Annotated in this window: 16 protein-coding genes; 12 read left to right on the top strand and 4 right to left on the bottom strand. The window is 69.8% G+C overall.

Annotation, left to right across the window (positions count from 1 at the left end; genetic code table 11):
- Positions 1 to 29 precede the first annotated feature (29 nt).
- The 4 genes from ABD289_RS11775 (at position 30) to ABD289_RS11760 (ending at position 5,774) form a co-directional block, all read left to right on the top strand.
- A complete protein-coding gene (locus ABD289_RS11775; RefSeq protein WP_344130133.1) occupies positions 30 to 839 on the top strand; it encodes an SAM-dependent methyltransferase in 810 nt (269 codons plus the stop codon).
- Between the two features lie 68 nt (positions 840 to 907).
- A complete protein-coding gene (locus ABD289_RS11770; protein ID WP_344130130.1) occupies positions 908 to 3,040 on the top strand; it encodes a putative bifunctional diguanylate cyclase/phosphodiesterase in 2,133 nt (710 codons plus the stop codon).
- A gap of 167 nt (positions 3,041 to 3,207) precedes the next feature.
- Positions 3,208 to 5,223 (top strand): threonine--tRNA ligase, encoded by a 2,016-nt coding sequence (thrS, locus tag ABD289_RS11765; protein ID WP_344130577.1) that lies wholly within the window; start codon positions 3,208 to 3,210, stop codon positions 5,221 to 5,223.
- An 83-nt stretch (positions 5,224 to 5,306) separates the two neighbouring features.
- Positions 5,307 to 5,774 (top strand): HIT family protein, encoded by a 468-nt coding sequence (locus tag ABD289_RS11760; protein WP_425564665.1) that lies wholly within the window; start codon positions 5,307 to 5,309, stop codon positions 5,772 to 5,774.
- A 93-nt stretch (positions 5,775 to 5,867) separates the two neighbouring features.
- Here ABD289_RS11760 and ABD289_RS11755 read toward each other — a convergent pair whose 3' ends face one another.
- A complete protein-coding gene (locus ABD289_RS11755; RefSeq protein WP_344130122.1) occupies positions 5,868 to 6,395 on the bottom strand; it encodes a YceI family protein in 528 nt (175 codons plus the stop codon).
- 190 nt (positions 6,396 to 6,585) lie between these two features.
- Here ABD289_RS11755 and pgsA point away from each other — a divergent pair, with 190 nt between their 5' ends.
- A complete protein-coding gene (gene pgsA, locus ABD289_RS11750) occupies positions 6,586 to 7,197 on the top strand; it encodes a phosphatidylinositol phosphate synthase (RefSeq protein ID WP_344130118.1) in 612 nt (203 codons plus the stop codon).
- Positions 7,198 to 7,315: 118 nt separating this feature from the next.
- On the opposite strand, the gene ABD289_RS11745 is transcribed toward pgsA, so the two are convergent.
- Positions 7,316 to 9,424, bottom strand: a complete 2,109-nt coding sequence (locus tag ABD289_RS11745; protein ID WP_344130115.1) for an elongation factor G-like protein EF-G2 — start codon at positions 9,422 to 9,424, stop codon at positions 7,316 to 7,318.
- A gap of 215 nt (positions 9,425 to 9,639) precedes the next feature.
- On the opposite strand from ABD289_RS11745, the gene pdxS reads away from it, so the two are divergent.
- The 3 genes from pdxS to ABD289_RS11730 all read left to right on the top strand — a co-directional run bounded on the left by pdxS (position 9,640) and on the right by ABD289_RS11730 (position 12,087).
- Positions 9,640 to 10,542 (top strand): pyridoxal 5'-phosphate synthase lyase subunit PdxS, encoded by a 903-nt coding sequence (pdxS, locus tag ABD289_RS11740; RefSeq protein ID WP_344130112.1) that lies wholly within the window; start codon positions 9,640 to 9,642, stop codon positions 10,540 to 10,542.
- A 122-nt stretch (positions 10,543 to 10,664) separates the two neighbouring features.
- Positions 10,665 to 11,303 carry a pyridoxal 5'-phosphate synthase glutaminase subunit PdxT gene (gene pdxT, locus ABD289_RS11735; protein ID WP_344130109.1) on the top strand — a complete coding sequence of 213 codons (639 nt, stop codon included), beginning with the start codon at positions 10,665 to 10,667 and terminating at the stop codon, positions 11,301 to 11,303.
- A 34-nt stretch (positions 11,304 to 11,337) separates the two neighbouring features.
- On the top strand, positions 11,338 to 12,087 hold the full coding sequence (locus ABD289_RS11730; protein ID WP_344130106.1) for a YebC/PmpR family DNA-binding transcriptional regulator: 750 nt from the start codon (positions 11,338 to 11,340) through the stop codon (positions 12,085 to 12,087).
- A gap of 71 nt (positions 12,088 to 12,158) precedes the next feature.
- Here the strand turns inward: ABD289_RS11730 and ABD289_RS11725 are convergent, their stop codons facing one another.
- Positions 12,159 to 12,746 carry a hypothetical protein gene (locus tag ABD289_RS11725; protein ID WP_344130103.1) on the bottom strand — a complete coding sequence of 196 codons (588 nt, stop codon included), beginning with the start codon at positions 12,744 to 12,746 and terminating at the stop codon, positions 12,159 to 12,161.
- 36 nt (positions 12,747 to 12,782) lie between these two features.
- Positions 12,783 to 13,079, bottom strand: a complete 297-nt coding sequence (locus ABD289_RS11720; RefSeq protein WP_344130100.1) for a DUF4190 domain-containing protein — start codon at positions 13,077 to 13,079, stop codon at positions 12,783 to 12,785.
- A 192-nt stretch (positions 13,080 to 13,271) separates the two neighbouring features.
- Between ABD289_RS11720 and ABD289_RS11715 the strand changes: the two genes are divergently transcribed.
- The 4 genes from ABD289_RS11715 (at position 13,272) to ruvB (ending at position 16,182) form a co-directional block, all read left to right on the top strand.
- Entirely contained in the window at positions 13,272 to 13,739 is a 468-nt protein-coding gene (locus ABD289_RS11715) for a DUF4262 domain-containing protein (protein ID WP_344130574.1), read from the top strand.
- A 174-nt stretch (positions 13,740 to 13,913) separates the two neighbouring features.
- Positions 13,914 to 14,504, top strand: a complete 591-nt coding sequence (ruvC, locus tag ABD289_RS11710; protein WP_344130097.1) for a crossover junction endodeoxyribonuclease RuvC — start codon at positions 13,914 to 13,916, stop codon at positions 14,502 to 14,504.
- A complete protein-coding gene (ruvA, locus tag ABD289_RS11705) occupies positions 14,501 to 15,103 on the top strand; it encodes a Holliday junction branch migration protein RuvA (protein WP_344130094.1) in 603 nt (200 codons plus the stop codon). Before ruvC ends, ruvA begins: the two co-directional genes overlap by 4 nt.
- Before the next feature lie 8 nt (positions 15,104 to 15,111).
- Positions 15,112 to 16,182, top strand: a complete 1,071-nt coding sequence (ruvB, locus tag ABD289_RS11700; RefSeq protein WP_344130090.1) for a Holliday junction branch migration DNA helicase RuvB — start codon at positions 15,112 to 15,114, stop codon at positions 16,180 to 16,182.

Genomic DNA, 16,182 nt, shown 5'->3' with positions numbered 1-16,182 from the left:
CGTCAGTCCACCACCGGGAGGTCGAACTCGTGGAGCAGCACCCTGACTGGATACCCGATGGCGTCGATCTCGAGACCGCCAGCGCCGCCCGTTGCTACGACTTCTACCTGGGCGGAGCGCACAACTTCGCCGTGGACCGCGAACTCGGCCGCAAGGTCATGGAAGTGGTCCCGAACGTTCAAGAGATCGCCCTGCACAACCGCGCGTTCCTGCGCCGAGCCGTGCGGTACTGCTTAGATCAGGGGATCCGCCAGTTCCTCGACATCGGTTCCGGGATTCCCACCGCGGGCAACGTGCACGAGATCGCGCACGCGGTGGATCAGCAGGCCCGCGTGGTCTACGTGGACAACGAGCCGGTCGCGGTGGCGCACAGCAACACCATCCTCGACGGCGTGGACAACGCCTCGGTGGTCCAGGCCGACCTGCTCGACGTGGACGAGGTGCTCGACGCACCGGCAACTCGCAGGTTGCTGGACTTCTCGCAGCCCATCGCGGTGATGATGGTGGCGCTGGTGCACTTCGTGCCGGACAGCGAGCGTCCCCGCGAGGTGATCCGCCGCTACTACGACCGGTTGCCCGCCGGCAGCTACCTGGGCTTCTCGCACGTGACCGGCGACGACTACCCGGAGGGCACCACCGGGCTGGTCAAGCTCTACGAGAACAGCAGCAACCCCGTCACGCTGCGCACCCGCGCCGAGGTCGCCGAGCTGGTCTCGGACTTCGACCTGGTCGACCCGGGCGTGGTCTACGTGCCCGAGTGGCATCCCGACGATCCCGAGGACGTCACCGACAAGCCCGAGGAATCCATCGTCTACGGGCTCGTCGGTCGCAAGGTCTGACAACGAACGCTCGGGACCGGGAGATCCGCCGACCGGATCACCCGGCCGGCACCAGAAGGTGAATGAGAATGTCCGCCACGGACGGATTCGTCGACCGCGATGAGCTTCGCGCGGTCGTCCGGCAGTGGACTCGCGAGATCATCCACACCAGCTACGTCGCGATGGGGCGTCCGGAACTCGAGGCGTTCCTGGCCAAGTGCCTCGACGACGTGTTCGCGGCCTGCGACGGCCCCCTGGAATCCGCTCGGATGGTGGGCGAGCGCCTGGTCGACGTGCACTTCACCAGCCCGGTCGCGCTGCACCGCACCGTGACGCACCTGGGCGGTGTGCTGCCGCGCTGCACGGGTGTGGACCAGCAGCGGCTCGTCGAGGTGCTCGGCGCGGTCTCCGCCGGGTTCGCGGGCGCGCTGCGCGAGCAGACCCTCGCTGAGCAGGAGCTGATCAAGAAGTCGGTGCTGGACGCGCGCGCCGCAGCCGAGACCGCGCTGCGCTCGTCGGAAGCCCGATCCCGGGCGGTGTTCGCCTCCTCGGCGCTGGGCATCGCGGTGGTCACGCTCGACGGCGTCATCGAGGAGATCAACCCCTCGATGACCCGGATCTTCCGCCGCCGCAGCGAGGAGATGGTGGGGCGCACGATCTTCGAACTCACCGATGCGACGTGGCTCGCCGAGCTGACCGGGGCCAACGCGGACCTGGTCCGCGGCCGGGTGGATCGCTACCAGCTCGAGACCCGGTTCACCGAGCAGCACGGTTCGCACGTCTGGACCCAGCTGTCGGCTTCGCTGGTGCGCGACCCCACCGGCGGGCCCGACTACCAGGTCCTGCTCTACGAGGACATCACCGATCGGCACATGCTCCAGGAGCAGTTCCGCCGCCAGGCCGTGCACGACCCGCTGACCGGACTGGCCAACCGGACGCAGCTGCAGACCAGCCTCGACCACGCGCTGGAGCGCTCGCATCCGGGTCGCCGGGTCGGGCTGTGCTTCTTCGACCTGGACGGGTTCAAAGCGGTCAACGACAGCCTCGGGCACGCGGTCGGCGACCAGCTGCTGCGCGCCATCGCCCAGCGGATCCAGGCGCAGACCGCGGAGATGGGTGCGCTGCCCGCCCGGATGGGCGGTGACGAGTTCGTCGTGCTGGTGCCCGACACCTCCGGCGCCGCGCAGCTGGTCGAGCGCGTCGAGGCGATGCTGGCCGAGATCACCCGGCCGTGCCGCATCGGCTGCCACGAGCTGGCGGCCTCGGCCAGCGTCGGCGTGGTCGAGCGCCCGGTCGCCGAGACCGACGGCGAGAGCCTGCTGCGCGACGCGGACACCACGCTCTACCGCGCCAAGGAGGACGGCCGCGCGCAATGGGTGCTGTTCGACCCCGAGCGCAACGCCGAGGCGCGCGACCGGTTCAAGCTCTCCGCGGGTTTGCCAGCCGCGCTGGACCAGTACGAGCTGTTCGTCGAGTACGAGCCGATCGTTTCGCTCACCGATGACGACCTGGCGGGTTGGAACCTGGCCCGCGACAAGATCGTGGGTGCCGCGGCGACGATCCGCTGGGACCACCCCGAGTTCGGCGAGCTCGGCCAGGAGTCCTTCCTGGGTCTGGCCGAGGAGACCGGGCTGATCACTCGCCTCGGGCGGTGGGCCCTGGAGCAGGTCTGCGAGCACGCGGCCCGCTGGACCGAGCGGCTCGGCGATGACGCCCCGATCGCGGTGCTGAACCTCTCGCGCCGGCACTGCCGGGATCCCGAGCTGGTCAACGACGTGCGGCGGATGTTGCGCGAGTCCGGGTTGCCGCCGGACCGGCTGGCGCTGGGCATGCCCGAGTCGGCGCTGTTCGACCACGAGGGCGACCCGGTGGACATCGTCGAGATCTTCGCCCAGATGGGCATCCGGCTGATCGTCGACCAGTTCGGTGACGACTACACCCGGCTGGGGCGGTTGCGCGGTCTCCCGCTGCACGGCGTGCGGGTGGACGGTCCGCACCTGGAGGCCTTCGCCGACCCCGCGGGAGCCGATGCCCTGGACGCCCACCTGGTTCGCGCCGCCGCCCAGGCGGCGGATCTGATGGGGCTGCCCGTGATGGCCGGTGGCATCCAGGGGGTGATGCAGGCCGACCGGCTGCGCGAGGTGGGGGTGCGAACCGTCCTGGGGCCCTACGCGGGAGAGCGCAGCTCGGCGCTGGAACTCGAAGTGGCGGTCGCGGGCTGAACCGGTCGCCGGGGGTGCCCGAGCGCGGCGGGAGCTGCGCGTTAACCGAACAGCCCTGGCCGATAGCATCGGGTTGCGAAGTTTTTAACCCCAGTGCCGGTGATCTCCGGCCCAGTCTAGGAGTGATCGTGTCCGTACAGCCTTCCCAAGCCCAGCAAGCACCCCGGGTGAAGGTTCCGGCGGGCACTACAGCGGGCTCCGCCGTGGCCGAGGCAGGCCTGCCGAGCAAGGGTCCGGAGGCGATCGTGGTGGTCCGCGACGCCGAGGGCGCGCTGCGCGACCTGGATTGGGCGCCGGAGTCGGACGCCGAGGTCGAGGCCGTGGCGGCCGGGACCGAGGACGGCCGCAGCGTCATCCGGCACTCCGCCGCGCACGTGCTGGCCCAGGCGGTGCAGAACCTGTTCCCGGACGCGAAGCTGGGCATCGGCCCGCCGGTCAAGGACGGCTTCTACTACGACTTCGCCGTGGACAAGCCGTTCACCCCGGACGACCTGCAGGCGCTGGAGAAGCGCATGAAGCAGATCCTCAAGTCCGGCCAGAAGTTCTCCCGCAGGTTGGTGGAGTCCACCGACGCCGCGAAGGAAGAGCTCGCCGACGAGCCGTACAAGCTGGAGCTGGTCGATCTCAAGTCCGATGTGGACACCGACGAGGTGATGGAGGTCGGCGGCGGCGAGCTGACCGTCTACGACAACATCGACCGGCACGGCGAGCGGGTCTGGGGCGACCTCTGCCGCGGCCCGCACGTGCCGCACACCCGGTTCATCCCGGCCGTCAAGCTCACCCGCGTGGCCGCCGCCTACTGGCGCGGTGACCAGAACAACCAGCAGCTGCAGCGCGTCTACGGCACCGCCTGGGAGTCCAAGGAGAAGCTCGACGAGCACCTCGAGTGGCTGGCCGAGGCCGAGCGCCGAGACCACCGCCGCCTCGGTGCCGAGCTCGACCTGTTCTCCTTCCCGGACGAGATCGGTTCGGGCCTGCCGGTCTTCCATCCCAAGGGCGGCATCATCCGCCGCGAGATGGAGGACTACTCGCGCAAGCGGCACGAGGAAGCCGGCTACGAGTTCGTCAACTCGCCGCACATCACCAAGGACACGCTGTTCAAGACCTCGGGTCACCTCGACTGGTACCAGGACGGCATGTTCCCGGCGATGCACCTCGACGAGGAGCGCGATGCCGAGGGCGAGGTCCGCAAGCCGGGCGTGGACTACTTCCTCAAGCCGATGAACTGCCCGTTCCACAACCTGATCTTCCGCTCGCGCGGGCGCTCCTACCGCGAGCTGCCGCTGCGGATGTTCGAGTTCGGATCGGTCTACCGCTACGAGAAGTCCGGCGTGGTGCACGGGCTGACTCGCGTGCGCGGCATGACCCAGGACGACGCGCACATCTACTGCATGCCCGAGCAGCTGCAGGACGAGCTCAAGTCGCTGCTGGGCTTCGTGCTGGACCTGCTGCGCGACTACGGCCTGGACGACTTCTACCTGGAGCTGTCCACCCGCAACGACGAGAAGTACGTCGGTGACGACGAGAGCTGGGACGTGGCCACCGAGGCGCTGCGCAGCGCGGCCGAGAGCTCCGGGCTCGAGCTGGTGCCGGACCCGGGCGGCGCGGCCTTCTACGGGCCGAAGGTCTCGGTGCAGGCCCGCGACGCGCTGGGCCGCACCTGGCAGATGTCCACCATCCAGGTCGACTACCACCTGCCGGAGCGCTTCGACCTGGAGTACACCGGCCCGGACGGGAACAAGCAGCGGCCGATCAAGATCCACCGCGCGCTGTTCGGCTCCATCGAGCGGTTCTTCGGCGTGCTCACCGAGCACTACGCGGGCGCGTTCCCGGCATGGCTCTCGCCGGTGCAGGTCATGGGCATCCCGATCGCCGACGAGCACGTCGAGCACCTGCAGTCCGTCTCGCGTGCGCTGCGCGCCAAGGGGCTGCGCGTCGACATCGACACCAGCGACGACCGGATGCAGAAGAAGATCCGCAACCACACCACGCAGAAGGTGCCGTTCCTGCTGCTCGCCGGTGGCAAGGACGTCGAGGCGGGCGCGGTGTCGTTCCGCTTCCGCGATGGTTCGCAGATCAACGGCGTTCCGGTCGACGACGCGGTCAACGCGCTGGTCGACTGGGTGCAGCGGCGGGAGAACGCCTCGCCGACCGCTGAGAACTTCGTGGTGGAGGCGGTGTGAGCGGACCCGAGAACGTCGAGCTGACCGCGCAGGAGGGCGTCGGGGTCTCCGACGCGCTGCAGCGGCTGTGGACCCCGCACCGGATGGCCTACATCCAGGGCGAGAACAAGCCCGAGAGCGACCACAGCGACGGCTGCCCGTTCTGCCGCCTGGTGGAGTCCGGCAAGCCGGATGACGACACGCTGATCGTGGCCCGCGACGAGCTGGTCTTCGCGATCCTGAACCTGTACCCGTACAACCCGGGGCACCTGATGGTGCTGCCGTACCGGCACGTCGCCGACTACACCGAGCTCACGCCGGAGGAGACGGTCGCGGTCGCCGAGTACACCCAGCACGCGATGCGGGTCATCCGCGAGGTCTCGGCGCCGCACGGGTTCAACATCGGCCTCAACCAGGGGCCGGTCGCCGGTGCTGGCATCGCCGCGCACCTGCACCAGCACGTGGTCCCGCGCTGGGGCGGTGACTCCAACTTCATGCCGGTCATCGGGCACACCAAGGTGCTGCCGCAGCTGCTGGGGGAGACCCGGAAACTGCTCGCCGACGCTTGGTGAGCTCACCGCACGAGAAGGAGCCCGGGACGGATTCACCGTCCCGGGCTCCTTCTCGTGCGGTGTCGCTTCCGCCGGTGGCGGAGGCTCAGCAGCTCAGCTGCGCTGCTGGGCCTCGATGTCGAGGGTCAGGGTGACCTTCTCGCCGAGCATGGCGCCGCCTGCCGGGCCGATGCCGAAGTCGGTCCGGTTGATCGTGGTGGTCGCCGAGAGGCCGACCAGGCCCTCGCCGTTGAAGCCGCCGAGCTCGGTCTGCAGGGTCACCGGCTTGGTGACGCCCTTGATGGTGAGCTCGCCGTCGATCAGGAAGTCCTCGCCGTCCTGCCGGATACCGGTGGAGCGGAAGGTCGCGGTCGGGTACTGCTCGGCGTCGAAGAAGTCGGCGCTGCGCACGTGCGCGTCCCGGTCGGCGTTGCTGGTGTCGATCGAGGTGATGTCGATCTTGGCGGTCACCGAGGACTCGAGCGGGTCGGCCGCGGTGACGATCTCGCCCTCGAAGTTGCCGAAGCGGCCCTTGGACTTGCCGACGCCCATGTGCCGCAGGCTGAAGATGATGTCCGAGTGCACCGCGTCGATGTCCCAGGTGCCCACCGTGTAGCCGGAAATCTGCTCGGTCGCAGTCATCGTGATTCCTCCAAGTCGGGTCGTGCTGACGTCTAGTCTGCCAAACACTGTTGAAGTTTCAACCATTCCCGGATGTGTCGGCGGTCACTCGTAGCGGTCGGCTGCGCACCAGGTGATTCGGATGATCGCAACGCGGCTAATCTGCGTGGAGGGAGCGATTCACAGACCGACGGCTGGCATCTGAAGGCACATGATCAACATCTTCGCGCGGGCGAGTCTGGCCCGGGTGACCAATCCGATCGGCGCGGCGCTGGTCCGGTTCGGGTTGACGCCGAACGGCATCACCGTGGCGGGCGCCTTGGCCGCCGCCACGTCGGCGTTGTGGTTCTTCCCGCGCGGCGAGCTGTTCGTCGGCACGGTCGTGACGGCGGTCTTCCTGCTCTTCGACCTGCTCGACGGCGCCATGGCGCGGGTGGGCGGAGCCGTCACGCGCTTCGGCGGCGTGCTCGACGCCAGCTGCGACCGCCTGGTCGACGGCGTCCTGTTCGGCGCGCTGGTGTGGTGGGCGCTGGTCGTCGACGACGACCGGGCGCGCGGTCTCGGCCTGCTCATCTGCTTGGTGGCCGCCCAGGTCATCTCCTACGTGAAGGCTCGCGCCGAGGCCAACGGCCTGCAGGCCGGCGGCGGCCTGGCCGAGCGCGCCGAACGCTTCCTGATCGTGCTCACCGGCACGGGCCTGCACGGACTCGGCGTCCCCTACGTCCTGGACCTGGCCATCTGGCTGCTGGTCGCCCTCTCCCTGATCACCATCGCCCAACGCCTAGCAGCGGTCCACGCGTCCTCCCCCGACGAGCACGACTGACAGTTTTGCCTAAAACTGTGCGGCTTCGGCGCCCGAAATGTCCGGACAGTTTTAGGCAAAACTGTCAGCGTCGCTGCCCGCACCGTCGCGAACCGGGGTATTCCGGTAGGTGCAACCATCACTTGGGGACGAGGTTCTCCGGCATGGGTTCGTACGTTTCGAAGTGGCGGGTGAAGGTGGCGCTGCCCGAGGTCAGCGAGCGGACGTTGACCGTGTAGTGGGTCAGCTCGCTGGCAGGCACGTGGGCGCGGACCACCGTCCAGCCGCCGTTCTCGGGCTCGGTGCCGACGACCTTGCCGCGGCGGCTGGAGAGATCGCCGAGGATCGCGCCGAGGTGCTCCTCCGGGATGTGCACCGCGACTTCGTCGACGGGTTCGAGGGTCCGCATGCCGGCCTGCTCGGCAGCTGCCTTGACGGCGAGGGCGCCCGCCGCCTGGAACGCCTGGTCGGAGGAATCCACGCTGTGCGCCTTGCCGTCGACGAGCGTGATCCGCACGTCCACCACCGGGCAGCCCTCGGTGATGCCCTTGGTCAGCTGCGCCCGCGCGCCCTTCTCGACGCTCGGGATGAACTGCCTGGGCACCGCGCCACCGACGACCTTCTCGACGAACTCGACGCCAGAACCGCGGGGCAGCGGTTCGACCTCGATGTCGCAGACCGCGTACTGGCCGTGCCCGCCGGACTGCTTGATGTGCCTGCCGTGCCCCTTTGCGGCCTGCGCGAAGGTCTGCCGCAGCGGTACCCGCACCGGTTCGGTGTCGACCTCGGCACCGCCCTCGCGCAGCCGTTGCAGCACCACTTCGGCGTGCGCCTCGCCGGTGCACCACAGCACCAGCTGGTGGGTCTCGGTGTCGCGCTCCAGGCGCAGGCTCGGATCCGCGGCGATGAGCCGGTTGAGATTGCGCGCCAGGGCGTCCTCGTCGGAGCGGTTGTGCGCGACGACCGCCATCGGCAGCTGCGGTTCGGGCATCGGCCAGGGTGTGAGCAGCAGCGGGTCGGCGGGGTCGGACAACGTGTCACCGGTCTCGGCGGAGCCGAGCTTGGTCAGCGCGCACAGGTCGCCCGCGACGCAGCGCGGCACCTCCCGCAGGTTCGAGCCCAGCGGCGAGTACAGGTGCGCGACCCGCTCGTCCTCGTCGTGGTCGGGGTGCCCGCGCTCGGCCATGCCGTGCCCGGAGACGTGGACGGGTCGCTCGGGCAGCATCGTGCCGGAGAACACCCTGGCCAGCGAGACGCGTCCGACGTAGGAGTCGACCGAGGTGTGCACCACCTCGGCGGCCAGCGGTCCGCTCGGATCCGGGGTGAGCACCCGCGGGTGGGCGCCCTGCGGGTCCGTGAACTCCGGCAGCAGGTGCTCCAGCGGGCTGGGGAAACCGCGCCGGATGCCGTCGAGGATCTGCGGCACGCCCACCCCGCTCAGCGCCGAGGCCGGCAGCACCGGGTGCAGGCCGCCGCCTGCCACCGCCTTCTCCAGGTCGGCGATGAGGGCGTCCTCGTCGACCTGCTCGCCGTCGAGGTAGCGCTCCATCAGCGCCTCGTTCTCGCTCTCGGCGATGATCGCCTCGATCAGCTCGCCGCGCGGTTGCTCCAGGACCTCGCGCAACCGGGCATCCGCGGGACGGACGCCGTCGGCGGTGTAGTGGCTCTCGGTCAGGCAGCCGAGCAAGCCGGTGAGCTCGCCGCCGTCCATCGTCGGCAGGTACAGCGGCAGCACCCCGGAGCCGAAGGCGTCCTGGCAGTTCAGCAACGCGGTGTCGAAGTCCGCGCGCGGCTGGTCCAGCCGGGAGATCACCACGGCGCGCGGCATCCCGACCTCGGCGCACTCGTGCCAGATCGCACGGGTCGCTGCGTCGACGCCCTCGGTCGCGGCCACCACGAACAGCGCCGCGTCCGCAGCGCGCAACCCGGCGCGCAGTTCGCCGACGAAGTCCGCGTAGCCGGGGGTGTCGATCAGGTTGATCTTGCACTCGTCGTGCTGCAGCGGAGCGATGGACACCGAGATCGAGCGCTGCTGCTCGATCGAAGCGGGTTCGTGGTCGCAGACGGTGCTGCCCTCGGTGACCGCGCCGGGGCGCGGGATGGTCGAGCTCGCGGTCAGCATCGCCTCGACGAGCGTGGTCTTTCCCGCCGCGGATGGGCCGACCAGGACGACGTTGCGGATCTGCGCGGGATCTGCGGGGGCCGGGACGACCGGCCCCCCTGCTGTGCCGGTTTGCTTGCTTCCCATGGCTTGCTCCCTGGAGGAAAGGGCACTCGGGCGCGCGTGCGGATGTGTCTCCGATCACACACCCGGCCTTTTCGGGGCGCAAGGGCGCTGTCGGATGACACGCCCACGGCACGAAGTGGACTACTGAAATCGCCCCCAACTGGACCGTGGGAATGGTCCAGTTCGCATCTAGGCTGGTGGCGGCAGAACCGACGAGCTTTCAAGGATGGTCGAAGTTGGCTACCGCAGCGGATGTGGCTCCCACCGGCACCGACGGCGTCAAGCGGGGCATGGCCGAGATGCTCAAGGGCGGCGTGATCATGGACGTGGTCACCCCGGAGCAAGCGAAGATCGCCGAGCAGGCCGGCGCGGTCGCGGTGATGGCCCTGGAACGGGTTCCCGCCGACATCCGCTCGCAGGGCGGCGTGGCCCGGATGTCGGACCCGGACATGATCGAGGGAATCGTCAACTCGGTGTCCATCCCGGTGATGGCCAAGGCCCGCATCGGGCACTTCGTCGAGTCCCAGATCCTGCAGGCGCTCGGGGTGGACTACATCGACGAGTCCGAGGTGCTCACCCCGGCCGACGAGGCCAACCACATCGACAAGTGGGCGTTCACCGCGCCGTTCGTCTGCGGCGCGACGAACCTCGGCGAGGCGCTGCGCCGGATCGGTGAGGGCGCGGCGATGATCCGCTCCAAGGGAGAGGCGGGAACCGGCAACGTCGTCGAGGCGACCCGCCACATGCGCCAGATCCGCGCCGACATCCGCAGGCTGTCGGTGCTGGATTCCGACGAGCTCTACGTGGCGGCCAAGGAGCTGCGCGCCCCGGTCGAGCTGGTCAAGGAGATCGCTCGCACGGGCGAGCTCCCGGTCGTGCTGTTCACCGCCGGTGGCATCGCCACCCCGGCGGACGCGGCGATGATGCGTCAGCTCGGCGCCGAGGGCGTGTTCGTCGGTTCCGGCATCTTCAAGTCCGGGGATCCGGTCGGGCGCGCCGAGGCCATCGTCAAGGCCGCCACCTTCTACGACGACCCGGACGTGCTGGCCAAGGTCTCCCGCGGCCTCGGCGAGGCCATGGTCGGGCTCAACGTCACCGACCTCCCGGAGAACCAGCGCTACGCCGACCGCGGCTGGTGAGAGCCCCACCGACGGGAGACCGATCCCTCGGAGCCGCCGCACGAGTTCCCCGGTTCTCGGTGGGCGGGTCCGGGGGATTCGTCGTTCGGTTGGCCATGTGGTTGAAGGGATGAGGAGGAACTTTGGGTACGCCTGTCGTCGGAGTGCTGGCATTGCAGGGCGGGGTGGCCGAGCACCTGGCCGCGCTGGAGCGTTCCGGAGCCCGGGCGCGGCCGGTGCGGCGGGCCGAGGAGCTCGACGGTCTGCACGGGATCGTGCTGCCCGGCGGGGAGTCGACCACCATGAGCCGGCTGCTGGACGTCTTCGAGCTCCACGAGCCGTTGCGCGAGAAGCTGGCGGGCGGGCTGCCCGCGTACGGCTCGTGCGCGGGGATGATCATGCTGTCCGGCGCGGTATGCGATGGTGGGGACGGAGCCGCAGCTCCTGCGGTGCGCCCGCTGGGCGCGCTGGACGTGTCCGTGCGCCGGAACGCCTTCGGCAGGCAGGTCGACTCCTTCGAGACCGACCTGGAATTCGCCGGGATCGACGGCCAGGTGCACGCGGTGTTCATCCGTGCTCCGTGGGTGGACAAGATCGGTGACGGCGTGTCGGTCCTGGCCGTCGTGCCTGAAGGGCCGGATGTGTCCGAGCGCTCGGAGGCCGCCGGTAGGATCGTTGCGGTTCAGCAGGGAGCGGTGCTCGCCACGGCCTTCCACCCGGAACTGGTCGCGGGGGACGAGCGCGTGCACCGCTATTTCGTACAGATCGTCCGCGCGCGCTGAACTCGCAGCGCAGGCGTGGAAATACGGAGGAGAGATGAGCGGCCACTCCAAGTGGGCCACCACCAAGCACAAGAAGGCCGCCCTCGACGCCAAGCGCGGCAAGCTCTTCGCGAAGCTGATCAAGAACGTTGAGGTTGCCGCCCGCACCGGTGGAGGCGATCCGGAGGGCAACCCGACGCTGTACGACGCGATGCAGAAGGCGCGGAAGAACTCCGTTCCCGCCGACAACATCGAGCGCGCGCGCAAGCGCGGTGCCGGTGAGGAAGCCGGTGGCGCCGACTGGCAGACCGTCATGTACGAGGGCTACGCCCCGAACGGCGTCGGCGTTCTGGTGGAGTGCCTGACGGACAACAAGAACCGCGCCGCGGGCGAGGTGCGCACCGCGATGAACCGCAGCGGTGGCTCGATGGCCGACGCGGGCTCGGTCGCCTACATGTTCAACCGCCGCGGCGTGGTGCTGCTGCCGAAGGCCGGGATGACCGAGGACGACCTGCTCGCGGTGGTCCTCGACGCGGGCGCCGAGGAGATCAACGACCTCGGTGAGAGCTTCGAGATCCTCACCGACCCCAGTGATCTGGTCGACGTCCGCAAGGCGTTGCAGGCCGAGGGCATCGAGTACGACTCGGCCGAGACCAACTTCCTGGCCACCACCAACGTCGAGCTCGACGCCGAGGGTGCCCGCAAGATCTTCAAGCTGATCGAGGCCCTGGAGGACTGCGACGACGTGCAGAACGTCTACGCCGCCTTCGACGTCTCCGACGAGGTCATGGCCGAGGTCGGCTGACCTCGACCGACGCGCGCAGCGGCCGGTTCCCGCAGGGGTGGGTTCCGGCCGTTTTCCGCGTGCTGGGGCGTTCAGCAGCCCTCGGTGATGTAGCCCTGCTCGCACCCGTGCTGGTGCTGGAGCTCGCCGCTGGTGGGGTCCTGTCCGCAGGCGGTGCCGCACTGCTGGTAGCCGTGGAGCTCGTCGTACTGCTCTTCCGGGTACGGGTAGCCGGTGTCCTCGCGGTACTGCTGGTACTGCGGGGACTCCGGGTTGGTGTACGAGCTGCCCGGCCCGTCGTCCTCCGGTGTGAGCGCGCTCGGGCAGCCGTGCTCGGGCCCGAGCAGCCCCTCGCTGCAGAACGTTTCGAAGGAGTGATCGCCCTCCGGGGGCGCGCCCGAGCCCGGTGATGGTCCGGTCGAGGACCCGCTAGTCGACAACCCGCATCGGGCCTTCGTCTGCGCGTCCACGTCCGCTGGGTTCAGCTCGCAGTTGTCCGCAGGGGATCCGGCGGGTGGTGCGGCTGGTGCGGGTTCGACGTCCTGCGACGGCGGAGGTTGCTCCTGCTCGCTCACCGATGGTGGAGGTGGAGCGGGTTTCTCCTCCTCCGCGGTGCCGATGCAGCCGGACAGGGCCAGCGCGAGTCCGGCGATCAGGGCGGCGTGCTTGCCGGGGTTCATCGCTGCATCACCGACTCGTCGGCGCGTGGCCGCGCTTTAGCTCGTCGCGCCGGTGCTGGAGACTCCGATCAGGACGATCAGGAGCAGGATGAGGATGGCCCAGACAGCCAGGACCACGTATCCCAGCACGAGGCCCGCGACCGCCATGCCGTGTCCCGACTGCGGTGGGTTGTTCCTGATGTCCCGCGCGGCGATGTGCCCGAAGATCACCGCCAGCGGGGCGATGCCGAGGATGCCCAGCACCAGCGCGGCGACCGCCATGCCGTTCGTGGGGGCTTGCGGCGGCACGACGGATGGCAGCTGTTGCGGGTAGTAGGGCTGTTCGGCGGTCATTCGGATCAACCCCTCGGTAACCATCCGACGATGCGGTTACCCAGAGAATCCTCCCCGGTCGTATACGCACGGTAGGGGCGAAAGGCCCCGCGGTGTCGGTTCGCGTGTCCGGTGAGGTCCGCGGGCGGGGGAGATTGCCGTTGTGTGCACAATGGCGCCGTGGTCGACACGGATGAGGGTTTGCGCAGGTGGATGGTCAACACCGCGGAGGAGCACGGCGCCGCGGTCATGCACGTCGCCGGAGATGACAGCGGGGCCTCGTACGCGTTCTCGGTGGGGGCCTGGCGCCGCTTCGGCAAGCCGGAGGTCGTGGTCATCGGGCTGCCCCAGGAGGTCGCGCACGCGGTGGTCAACACCTACGTGCAGCGCGCGGGTCAGGGCGAGCGCTTCAAGCCCGGCCTGCTCTACGACGGCTTCCTGCAGGGCTGCCCGGTGACCTTCGAGAAGATCGCGCTGCAGCACTACCCGGAGTACCTGGGCAGCGCCTTCCTGGTCTACAGCGGCCCGGACTTCCCGGCGCTGCAGCTGATCGTCTCCAGTCCGGAGGACGCGAAGTTCCCCTGGCAGCCGGACGCCCCGGGCGGGTTCGCGGAGTACCAGCCGATCCTCACCGACTCGGGATCCCCGGAGTCCTGGACCCCCGGCGTGGACGGCCCCTGACAGTTTTGCCTATAACTGTCCCGGACATTTCGGGCGCCGGAGCCGCACGGTTTTAGGCAAAACTGTCGCGGGCCACTCGGGCGGGGGAGGGATTGGCGTGTCGGTCCTTCTGGGGTGGTTCGCGTTCGATAGAGTTCGAACGGGTGTTCTTCTGCGGAGTTAGTGGGTGGCGTCGTGCGCGTGCTGGGAGTCGATCCGGGGCTGACGCGTTGCGGGCTCGGGATCGTCGACGGCGGGCGCGGGCGCGAGGCCGACTGCGTGGCCGTGGGGGTCGCGCGGTCGTCGGCGGAGGACGAGCTGGCATCGCGGCTGCTGGCCGTCGGTGACGAGGTCGAGCGCTGGATGGACGCCCACCGCCCCGAGGTCGTCGCGATCGAACGCGTCTTCAGCCAGCACAACGTGCGCACCGTGATGGGCACCGCGCAGATCTCCGGCGTGATCGCGCTGGCGGCCGCGCGCCGCGAGCTGCCGGTGGTCTTCCACACGCCCAGCGAGGTCAAGGCCGCCATCAGCGGCTCGGGCCGGGCGGACAAGAACCAGGTGACCACCATGATCACCAAGATCCTCGGGCTGTCCTCCGCGCCGAAGCCGGCCGACGCCGCCGACGCCCTGGCCCTGGCCGTCTGCCACCTGTGGCGGGCGCCGATGATGGACCGGCTGGCGCAGGCCGAGGCGCGCGCCGCGGAGCTCGCCCGCAACCACCGCGCCCGCCTCAAGCAGGCGCAGCAGGCCACCCAGGCCCGGACAGGAGGGAAGAAGAAATGATCTCCACGGTGCGCGGCCCGGTGCTCTCGATCGGGCTGGACCACGCCGTGATCGAGGTCGGCGGCGTGGGCATGGCGGTCTACGCCACGCCGAGCACTCTCGCCGGGCTGCGCCGCGGCGAGGAGACCCGGTTGTGGACCACGCTGATCGTGCGCGAGGACTCGCTGACGCTCTACGGGTTCGCCGACGCCGAGGCCCGCGACCTGTTCGCCCTGCTGCAGACCGCCTCCGGTGTGGGCCCGCGCCTCGCGCTGGCCACCCTGGCGGTGCTCTCCCCGGACCAGCTCAGCCAGGCGCTGGCCGACGGGAACCTCACGGTGCTCACCCAGGTTCCGGGCATCGGCCGCAAGAGCGCCGAGCGCCTGATCCTGGAGCTGCGCGACAAGGTCGGCGTCCTGGCCGGCGCCACCGAGACCCCGGCGCAGGCGGCTCCCGACCACGGCCAGATCCGCAGCGAGGTCTCCGAAGCGCTGGTGGGCCTGGGCTTCTCGAGCAAGCAGGCGGACCAGAGCGTGGAGCAGGTGCTGTCCAACGGCGGCGCCGAGCTGGACACCTCGGCGGTGCTGCGCAAGGCGCTGGCCGCTCTCGGGCCCAAGTGAGGTAGCCGATGCACGAGGAACCGCAGGAGTGGCCCGCGCCGGGCGACGCCGTTTCGCTGACCCCGCACCAGGAGTCGGCCGACCAGGACGTCGAGACCTCGCTGCGTCCCCGCAAGCTCGGCGAGTTCGTCGGTCAGGGACGCGTGCGCGAACAGCTCGAACTGGTGCTGCACGGCGCCCTGCGACGCGGTGATCAGCCAGACCACGTGCTGTTCGCCGGCCCGCCCGGCCTGGGCAAGACCAGCCTGTCGATGATCATCGCCGCCGAGATCGGTTCGGCGATCCGCGTCACCTCCGGCCCTGCCCTGGAGAAGCCCGGTGATCTGGCGGCGATGCTGTCCAACCTCACCGAGGGCGACGTGCTGTTCATCGACGAGATCCACCGCATCGCGCGTCCCGCCGAGGAGATGCTCTACCTGGCGATGGAGGACTACCGGGTGGACATCGTGGTCGGCAAGGGCCCCGGAGCCACCAGCATCCCGCTCGAGCTGGCGCCCTTCACGCTGGTCGGCGCCACCACCCGATCGGGATCGCTGACCGGGCCGCTGCGCGACCGGTTCGGGTTCACCGCGCACATGGAGTTCTACACCGCAGACGAGCTGGACCTGGTCGTGCGCCGTTCGGCGAGCATCCTCGGCGTGGACCTGCGCGATGACGGTGCCACCGAGATCGCCACCCGGTCCCGCGGCACACCGCGCATCGCCAACCGGCTGCTGCGCCGGGTCCGCGACTACGCCGAGGTGCGCTCGGACGGCGCGGTCACCCGCGAGATCGCCCGTGCCGCGCTCGAGGTCTACGACGTCGACGAGATCGGCCTCGACCGCCTGGACCGCGCGGTGCTGCGCGCGCTGATCAAGTCCTTCCACGGCGGTCCGGTGGGCATCTCCACGCTCGCCGTGGCCGTGGGCGAGGAGTCCACTACGGTGGAGGAGGTCTGCGAGCCGTACCTGGTGCGGATCGGCATGCTGGCGCGGACCCCGCGCGGGCGCGTGGCCACCGCGGCCGCCTGGTACCACTTGGGCATGACGCCGCCGGAGCACGCGCCGGGAGAAGCGACACCATCGCTCTTTCAGCAGTGA

Source organism: Saccharopolyspora halophila (assembly GCF_039531955.1).
GTDB lineage: Bacteria > Actinomycetota > Actinomycetes > Mycobacteriales > Pseudonocardiaceae > Saccharopolyspora > Saccharopolyspora halophila.
Note: the sequence above shows the minus strand (reverse complement) of the source record. Positions and strands in the feature narration are given on the sequence as shown.

Excerpts from the sequence above, each read along its gene's own strand:
- ABD289_RS11770 (WP_344130130.1), top strand. The coding sequence starts at position 908 with ATGTCCGCCACGGACGGATTCGTCGACCGCGATGAGCTTCGCGCGGTC.
- ABD289_RS11760 (WP_425564665.1), top strand. The coding sequence starts at position 5,307 with ATGGCCTACATCCAGGGCGAGAACAAGCCCGAGAGCGACCACAGCGAC.
- ABD289_RS11755 (WP_344130122.1), bottom strand. The coding sequence starts at position 6,395 with ATGACTGCGACCGAGCAGATTTCCGGCTACACGGTGGGCACCTGGGAC.
- pgsA (WP_344130118.1), top strand. The coding sequence starts at position 6,586 with ATGATCAACATCTTCGCGCGGGCGAGTCTGGCCCGGGTGACCAATCCG.
- ABD289_RS11745 (WP_344130115.1), bottom strand. The coding sequence starts at position 9,424 with ATGGGAAGCAAGCAAACCGGCACAGCAGGGGGGCCGGTCGTCCCGGCC.
- ABD289_RS11730 (WP_344130106.1), top strand. The coding sequence starts at position 11,338 with ATGAGCGGCCACTCCAAGTGGGCCACCACCAAGCACAAGAAGGCCGCC.
- ABD289_RS11725 (WP_344130103.1), bottom strand. The coding sequence starts at position 12,746 with ATGAACCCCGGCAAGCACGCCGCCCTGATCGCCGGACTCGCGCTGGCC.
- ABD289_RS11720 (WP_344130100.1), bottom strand. The coding sequence starts at position 13,079 with ATGACCGCCGAACAGCCCTACTACCCGCAACAGCTGCCATCCGTCGTG.
- ABD289_RS11715 (WP_344130574.1), top strand. The coding sequence starts at position 13,272 with ATGGTCAACACCGCGGAGGAGCACGGCGCCGCGGTCATGCACGTCGCC.
- ruvA (WP_344130094.1), top strand. The coding sequence starts at position 14,501 with ATGATCTCCACGGTGCGCGGCCCGGTGCTCTCGATCGGGCTGGACCAC.
- ruvB (WP_344130090.1), top strand. The coding sequence starts at position 15,112 with ATGCACGAGGAACCGCAGGAGTGGCCCGCGCCGGGCGACGCCGTTTCG.